This window comes from Vibrio sp. V10_P2A27P122 (assembly GCF_963874335.1).
Lineage (GTDB): Bacteria > Pseudomonadota > Gammaproteobacteria > Enterobacterales > Vibrionaceae > Vibrio > Vibrio anguillarum.
The window spans coordinates 1-8,057 of sequence record NZ_CAWNHY010000053.1 but is presented as its reverse complement, the minus strand read 5'-3'; the positions used below and the strand labels follow the sequence as shown (position 1 = coordinate 8,057).

7 protein-coding genes are annotated in these 8,057 nt (G+C 47.7%); 4 read left to right on the top strand and 3 right to left on the bottom strand.

The annotated features are described in order from the left end of the window. The 4 genes from argC to argH all read left to right on the top strand — a co-directional run. The coding region (gene argC, locus AACQ17_RS03170; RefSeq protein WP_094167769.1) for an N-acetyl-gamma-glutamyl-phosphate reductase at positions 1-973 on the top strand (973 nt) is incomplete at its 5' end. Between the two features lie 23 nt (positions 974-996). Next, positions 997-1,788: an acetylglutamate kinase gene (gene argB / locus AACQ17_RS03165; protein WP_094147414.1), complete on the top strand. Its 792-nt coding sequence runs from the start codon at positions 997-999 to the stop codon at positions 1,786-1,788. A 93-nt stretch (positions 1,789-1,881) separates the two neighbouring features. Beyond that, a complete protein-coding gene (locus tag AACQ17_RS03160) occupies positions 1,882-3,105 on the top strand; it encodes an argininosuccinate synthase (protein ID WP_094147413.1) in 1,224 nt (407 codons plus the stop codon). A gap of 129 nt (positions 3,106-3,234) precedes the next feature. Then, on the top strand, positions 3,235-5,109 hold the full coding sequence (argH, locus tag AACQ17_RS03155; RefSeq protein WP_013855879.1) for an argininosuccinate lyase: 1,875 nt from the start codon (positions 3,235-3,237) through the stop codon (positions 5,107-5,109). A gap of 193 nt (positions 5,110-5,302) precedes the next feature. On the opposite strand, the gene AACQ17_RS03150 is transcribed toward argH, so the two are convergent. From AACQ17_RS03150 to AACQ17_RS03140, 3 genes are all read right to left on the bottom strand, one after another. Beyond that, positions 5,303-5,557 carry a DUF3624 domain-containing protein gene (locus tag AACQ17_RS03150; RefSeq protein WP_013855880.1) on the bottom strand — a complete coding sequence of 85 codons (255 nt, stop codon included), beginning with the start codon at positions 5,555-5,557 and terminating at the stop codon, positions 5,303-5,305. Positions 5,558-5,686: 129 nt separating this feature from the next. After that, a complete protein-coding gene (locus AACQ17_RS03145; RefSeq protein ID WP_094147420.1) occupies positions 5,687-7,156 on the bottom strand; it encodes a dihydrolipoyl dehydrogenase in 1,470 nt (489 codons plus the stop codon). A 113-nt stretch (positions 7,157-7,269) separates the two neighbouring features. Beyond that, the gene (locus tag AACQ17_RS03140) at positions 7,270-7,998 is read right to left on the bottom strand and encodes a redoxin family protein (protein ID WP_094147412.1); all 729 of its coding nucleotides are present in this window, start codon (positions 7,996-7,998) and stop codon (positions 7,270-7,272) included. Positions 7,999-8,057 lie beyond the last annotated feature (59 nt).

Below are 8,057 nucleotides of genomic sequence, written 5' to 3'. Positions count from 1 at the left end.
CGGTTATACCGGCGCTGAGTTGGCGTATATGGTGCAAAAACACCCACAACTCACGCTATCAGGTTTATACGTTTCCGCCAATAGCCTAGATGCTGGAAAACCAATGGCTGAGCTGCATGGCAAACTCTCCGGTATTGTCGACATGCAGGTACAACCATTAATGGATCCGGTGAGCGTTGCAAGCCAATGTGATGTGGTGTTTTTAGCTACGGCTCATGAGGTGAGCCATGATCTCGCGCCTATTTTTCTTGCGCAAAATTGTCAAGTTTTCGACCTTTCTGGTGCTTTTCGCGTCAAAGGTGATGATTTTTACCAAAATTACTATGGTTTTAAACATCAACACCCTAAATGGTTAGAAAACGCGGTTTATGGACTGGCGGAATGGAATTATGAGGCAATTAAGCAGAGCCAATTGATCGCCGTTGCAGGTTGCTATCCAACCGCATCGCAACTTGCGATAAAGCCTTTGGTTGAAGCGGGTTTGTTAGATACAACTCAATGGCCGGTGATTAATGCCACCAGCGGTGTCACCGGCGCGGGCAGAAAAGCGACATTAACCAACAGTTTTTGTGAAGTGAGCTTACAGCCATACGGCGTGTTTACTCATCGCCACCAACCTGAAATCGTCGCCCATTTAGGATGTGATGTGATTTTTACGCCTCACTTAGGGAATTTCAAACGCGGTATTTTGGCCACCGTGACGATGAAGCTTGCATCAGGTATTTCAGAGCAACAAGTCAGCCATGCTTTTGAGAAGGCGTACGCTAACAAACCAGCGGTTCGGCTCAAATCAACCTTGCCGAGCATCAAAGATGTTGAATTTACGCCATTTTGCGACCTCGGTTGGCGAGTGCAAGGTGAGCATATTATCGTCGTGTCCGCGATCGATAATTTATTAAAGGGGGCATCGAGCCAAGCGATGCAGTGTTTAAATATTCATTACGGTTTTTCTGAGCTAACGGCTTTGGTGTAACGCACCAAGCGTAAGGGTTAAATATGACAGATACAAAGCAAAATCCATTAGTGATTAAGTTAGGCGGCGCGGCGCTGTCTTGTTCTGAAACGCTAAGCAAACTGTTTGGCGCAATCGCACTGTATCAAGCCCAAGCTCAGCGACGAATTGTCATCGTGCACGGGGGCGGTTATCTCGTCGATGACCTGATGGCGAAATTACAACTAAAAACCGTGAAGAAAGAAGGTTTGCGTGTCACGCCTTATGACCAAATTCCGCTGATTGCAGGCGCGCTGGCTGGGACAGCCAACAAAATGCTGCAAGGGCAAGCGATTAAAGATGGCTTAAATGCGGTTGGTTTATCGCTCGCTGATGGCGGGCTATGCAAAGTCGAAGGGTTGGATCCAGAACTCGGCGCAGTGGGCAAGGCTTCTCCTGGTGATTCACAAATCGTGCAAGCGATTTTAGCCGCTGGTGGTTTGCCTATTATCAGCTCGATTGGCCTGACCGCTGATGGCCAAATGATGAATGTCAACGCCGATCAAGCAGCCGTTGCAGTGGCTGGCGCATTGGACGCAGAGCTCGTTCTGCTTTCCGATGTGAGCGGTGTGCTGGATGGCAAAGGCCATTTGTTGTCGAGCCTCAATGAGCAGCAGGCCAATGCGCTGATTAAAGGCAAAGTGATCACGGATGGCATGATTGTCAAAGTGAAAGCGGCGCTGGAAGCGGCAAATGATTTAGGTCGCCCGATTGAAGTGGCGACATGGCGTTACCCAGATAAGCTCAGCAAATTGTTTGCGGGCGAAAGTATCGGGACCCAATTTTTACCTCAATAAACGCATTTAATCAGTTGTTGATAACAGCTGTAAGTAATTAATCACCCAGAGCACTGACCGCCAAGCGCAGCGCCGGGAAATGGAGAAAGTAAGATGAGCAAGGTTCAAGTCAATAAAGTCGTTGTCGCATACTCTGGCGGTCTAGATACATCGGTGATCATTCCGTGGTTAAAAGAAAACTACGATTGTGAAGTGGTTGCCTTTGTTGCCGATGTCGGCCAAGGTGAAGAAGAATTGGTCGGCATTGAAGAGAAAGCGAAAGCCTCTGGCGCGTCAGAGTGTTATGTGGTCGATCTTAAAGAAGAGATGGTCGCTGAATACATCTACCCAACACTAAAAACAGGCGCTTATTACGAAGGTAAATACCTACTTGGGACGTCAATGGCTCGCCCAATCATTGCCAAAGCGCAAGTTGAAGTAGCGCGTAAAGTGGGTGCCGATGCGCTGTGTCACGGCTGTACGGGGAAAGGTAATGACCAAGTGCGTTTTGAAGGTGCGTTTGCAGCCCTAGCGCCTGATTTACATGTGATTGCCCCTTGGCGTGAGTGGGACATCGTGAGTCGTGAAGAGTGTCTTGATTTCCTTGCTGAGCGTAACATTCCTTGCGCCGCTTCATTGACGAAAATTTACTCGCGTGATGCGAACGCGTGGCACATTTCGACCGAAGGTGGCGTGCTTGAGAGTACTTGGAATGCCCCTAATGAGGATTGCTGGGTATGGACAGTAGATCCAGAACAAGCACCAAATGAACCAGAGTTTGTCACACTGCAGGTCGCGAAAGGCGAAGTCGTTGGCGTCGATGGTGAACTGATGACGCCTTACAACGCACTCGTTTACCTTAATGAGAAAGGCTCTAAACACGGCGTTGGTCGTATCGACATCGTCGAAAACCGTTTGGTTGGTATGAAGTCTCGTGGTTGTTATGAAACCCCAGGAGGCACCATCATGATGGAAGCGTTGCGTGCTGTTGAGCAGTTAGTGCTCGATAAAGCCTCATTCGAATTTCGTGAAGAACTGGGTGTCAAAGCGTCGCATCTTGTATACGATGGCCGTTGGTTCACTCCGCTGCGTAAATCCATCATGGCCGCAGCCGATGAGCTGGCACAGGATATTAATGGTGAAGTGGTTGTGAAGCTTTACAAAGGGCAAGCGACAGTGACGCAAAAACGTTCTGAAAACAGCTTGTACTCGGAAGAGTTTGCGACCTTTGGTGAAGATGTTGTGTATGACCAAAGCCACGCAGGCGGCTTCATTCGTCTCTATTCGTTGGCAAGCCGGATCAGAGCGTTGAACGAAGCGAAGAAGAATAAAGCCTAGGTTAACACCCAAGGTAGAGACACAAAAATAACAATAAAAGATCGCTCTAGTAGCGATCTTTATTATAAAAATGATTGAGCAATTTGATGTGGTCACGCTCAGTCGCGACCTAAGAGCAGGAGATACGCAATGGCATTATGGGGCGGTAGATTTACCCAAGCAGCAGACACGAGGTTCAAAGAGTTCAACGATTCACTTCGCTTTGATTACCGATTGGCTGAACAAGACATTGTGGGCTCTATAGCATGGTCAAAGGCGTTGGTGTCAGTGAATGTTTTGGGCGAAGAGGAGCAGCAAAAACTAGAACTTGCGCTCAACGAACTCAAACTGGAAGTGATGGAAGATCCTGAGCAGATCTTACGCTCTGATGCAGAAGATATTCACTCTTGGGTTGAGCAGCAGTTGATCAGCAAAGTGGGTGATTTAGGCAAAAAGCTGCACACTGGGCGCTCTCGTAATGACCAAGTCGCGACCGATTTAAAATTGTGGTGCCGCCAGCAAGGTCAGCAATTACTGTTGGGGTTAGATCGCCTGCAAACGAAACTAGTGTCGGTTGCTCAGCAGCACCAAGCGACGGTTTTGCCCGGTTATACCCACCTGCAACGTGCGCAACCAGTGACCTTTGCGCATTGGTGTTTGGCCTATGTTGAAATGTTTGAGCGTGATTACTCTCGTCTAAATGATGCGATTAAGCGCCTTGATACTTGTCCGCTTGGTTCAGGTGCGTTGGCTGGTACGGCCTATCCAATTGATCGTGAACAGCTTGCTCATCATTTAGGGTTTCGCCGTGCCACGCGCAACTCGCTCGATTCAGTATCCGACCGAGATCATGTGATGGAATTGATGTCGGTGGCGTCGATCTCGATGCTGCATTTATCGCGTTTGGCGGAAGATATGATCTTCTACAACTCGGGTGAGTCTGGTTTTATCGAACTGGCTGATACCGTGACTTCCGGTTCATCCTTGATGCCGCAAAAGAAAAACCCTGATGCCTTGGAGCTGATCCGTGGCAAAACTGGCCGTGTCTATGGCTCGCTTGCGGGCATGATGATGACGGTCAAAGCCTTACCACTGGCTTATAACAAAGATATGCAAGAAGACAAAGAGGGGCTGTTTGACGCGCTGGATACTTGGAACGACTGCATGGAAATGGCTGCGCTCTGCTTTGATGGCATCAAAATTAAAACCGAACGGACTTTAGAAGCGGCCAAACAAGGCTATGCCAATGCTACCGAATTAGCTGATTATTTAGTTGCCAAAGGGATCCCTTTCCGTGAAGCGCACCATATTGTGGGCGTGGCGGTGGTTGGCGCGATTGCGAAAGGGTGTGCACTTGAAGAACTGACCCTTGCCGAGCTTAAAGAGTTTTCGTCGGTCATTGAAGATGATGTTTACGCGATCCTCACCATCGAATCTTGCTTAGAAAAACGCAGTGCTTTAGGTGGCGTTTCGCCAAAACAAGTGGCCTATGCGGTTGATCAAGCCAAAGCGCGTTTAGACAAACGTGACACCACGGCGGTGAAAGTTCGCCCAGCCCGTTTGACGGATATTGAAACGCTAGAAAGTATGGTCACTTATTGGGCGAATATGGGCGAAAACTTGCCCCGTTCACGCAATGAGTTGGTGCGCGATATTGGTTCATTTGCCGTGGCGGAACACCATGGTGAAGTGACGGGATGCGCCTCGTTATATGTCTATGACTCTGGGTTGGCTGAAATTCGTTCGCTTGGTGTAGAAGCAGGTTGGCAAGGTCAAGGACAAGGAAAAGCGATCGTCTCGTATTTGGTGAATAAAGCGCGGCAAATGGCGATTAAGAAAGTGTTTGTTCTGACTCGAACGCCAGAGTTTTTCATGAAGCATGATTTTATTCCAACCTCAAAAAGCTTACTGCCAGAGAAAGTGCTTAAAGATTGTGAACAATGCCCACGGCAGCACGCTTGTGATGAAGTGGCACTTGAGATCAATTTGGTTGAGCAGATCATCAAGCGAGTCAACGTCGCTTAATGCTTTGATTACCAACGCGATCATTGCCGTTAATGAGGCCTTGGAAAAAGATCTCAAAAAGATCGAATGATCACGGAACAATTTAAGAAAAGCGTGGTCTATAACTGTACCACTGCTTTTTCTTAGAAGAATCTAAGAAGGCCCCAAACCTACTATTGGTTCTGGGGCTTTTTCTTTTGTGCTCTTTGGCTTTTTATTTGTCGCGCCCTTGCCGCTTACGCCAAGGGAGTACCACAAACTTCATCCACAGATGTAAAAACAGCAAACCGTTAAAGGCAAAGCCCGCTATTAGCAAGCTGATCGATTCAATGGTTTTAGGGTTCTCCCTGCATAACCACCACCACACAAGCCAGCACCCAACAGACAAAACAGTGAGCTGATCCATACAACGTTGGCAGCGGCCGATTTTTTTCCAAAACCACGAAGATTGGCAGTTATTGCAAGGCATAAGCGCGTTCATTAAAGAGAAAATAACGGCAGTATAACGTGCGCGAAGGTGTGAGTCTAAGGCGTGGCTGAAACTAAAGCGTATAAAAAACGGCCGCACAAGGGCGACCGCATGAATGGATGTTGAAAATTAACAGCCCGGACCGCAGTCCATGCAATGCTTTATCATCTCAGGACCTAAATGCAGTTTAGCGTTTAGATCACGCAGCGCGGTGCGCACGCCTTCTTCAATTACGGGGTGATAAAAAGGCATATCCAACATCTGTGAAATCGTCATCTGATTTTGATGTGCCCACGCCAGCAAATGAGCCAAGTGCTCTGCATTCGGCCCCATCATTTCAGCGCCTAAAAATCGCCCTGTTCCTTGTTCGCCATACACATGCAATAACCCTTTATTGCGCAGCATGACGCGTGAACGGCCTTGATTTTCAAACGACACAGTACCGATAGCAAAACAGCCACAATTTCCCAAACGAGTGGTTAGCTGTTTGTAGGATTCACCGATCATCGCAATTTGTGGGTCTGAAAAAACCGCTGAGATAGAAGAACGACGAAGCCCGGCACGAATATCTGGGTAGCGGCCAGCGTTATCCCCTGCAATACGACCTTGATCGGCCGCTTCATGAAGCAGTGGCAGTTGATTACTTGCATCACCAGCAATGAAAATACTGTCTACAGAGGTTTGCAGCGTATAGTGATCGGCCGCTGGTACGCCACGCGCATCAAGGGCTACATCGGTATTTTCAATTGCCAATTTATCTACGTTCGGGCGACGACCGGTTGCCGCCAACACATAGTCAACGACAAATGTCTCGAGCTGCCCTTCACGGTTGATGAATTGGATTTCAACTTTGTCGTTTTGGCCTGTTGGAGAAGCAATGCGTTTCATGCTTTCCACTTTAACGTCAGCGTCTAAATAGAATTCTTCCTTAAACGTTTTATCAGCGTAAGCCATCACATCAGGGTCGGTTAATGGGCCAACTTGTCCACCAATGCCGAACAGCTTTACTTTTACCCCTAAACGATGCAAGGCTTGGCCTAGTTCTAAGCCAATAACTCCCGGGCCAAATACGGCAACAGATTCGGGTAAGTCGTCCCACTCAAATAGGTCATCATTAATGATTAAGCGATCGCCAAGTTCATGCCATACCGCGGGGTAGGCTGGGCGAGAACCGGTAGCAATCACGATCCGCTTGGCGCTGATTTGGGTATGGTTGTCAACTTGCAGGGTGTGGTTGTCGATAAATTGGGCGTAGCCTGAGATTTTGTCTTCAGCGGGGATCTCCTCAACGCCTTCAAGCACAAATCCGACAAAGCGGTCACGTTCACGTTTTACCCGCGCCATCACTTCATGCCCATTAATGACAATTTCACCTTGAGGATGAACACCAAAAGCAGGAGCTTTGTGGATGTGATGGACGCTTTCAGCGGCCGCAATCAGTAACTTAGATGGCATGCAGCCGACGCGAGCGCATGTGGTTCCGTATGGGCCACCTTCGATCATGACGACACTAGTCGTATGTGCTTTTGCTGCACGATAAGCGCCGAGTCCTGCGGTCCCACCACCAATAATGGCTACATCAACGTTTAACTGTTTCATCATCGCTTTCTCTAAATTTGGAATGTGAATAGTCGATGGCAACATTTAATAATGCTGTCATTGAGTCTAAATGAGGAGGATGCCCTAGGAAGATTTTCCTAGGGCAGGCGTGATTAGCCCAGGTAAGCTTCTAGCTCTTCGCTGCCGCCGATGTGTTTACCACCAACGAAAACTTGCGGAACGGTGGTACGGCCTGTGATAGCTCGTAAGCTCACTGTGGTTGCATCTTTACCCAATACCACTTCTTCATATTGAAGACCGTGGTCAATCAAGAGTTGTTTTGCTTTAGTGCAGAATGGGCAACCTGGTTTAGTAAATACGGTAACCGATTCTTGTGTTTTATAGTTAGGTGCAATGTATTTCAGCATGGTGTCAGCATCTGATACTTTGAACGGGTCACCCGGTTCATCAGCTTCGATAAACATTTTTTCGATGATGCCATCTTTGACTAACATGCTGTAACGCCATGAACGTTTGCCAAAACCGATTTGGCTTTTATCAACTAACATACCCATGCCGTCAGTAAATTCGCCATTGCCATCAGGAATGAAAGTAATATTCTCTGCTTCTTGGTCTGTTTTCCAAGCATTCATCACAAAGGTATCGTTCACCGAAACACATAGGATGTCATCAACACCATGCTCTTTAAACACCGGGTACAGTTCGTTGTAACGCGGCAAGTGGCTTGATGAACAGGTTGGGGTGAAGGCACCTGGCAAGCTAAATACGATAACGGTTTTACCTTTGAATAATTGATCTGTTGTGAGATTAACCCAAGCATCACCTTGACGAGTAGGGAAAGTGACTTGTGGTACCGCTTGGCCTTCTTTAGATACTAACATTCTATTTTCCTTGTGATTTTCTAAGTTAGGTTATGATTTTAAGAGCCGCTGCTCTCATT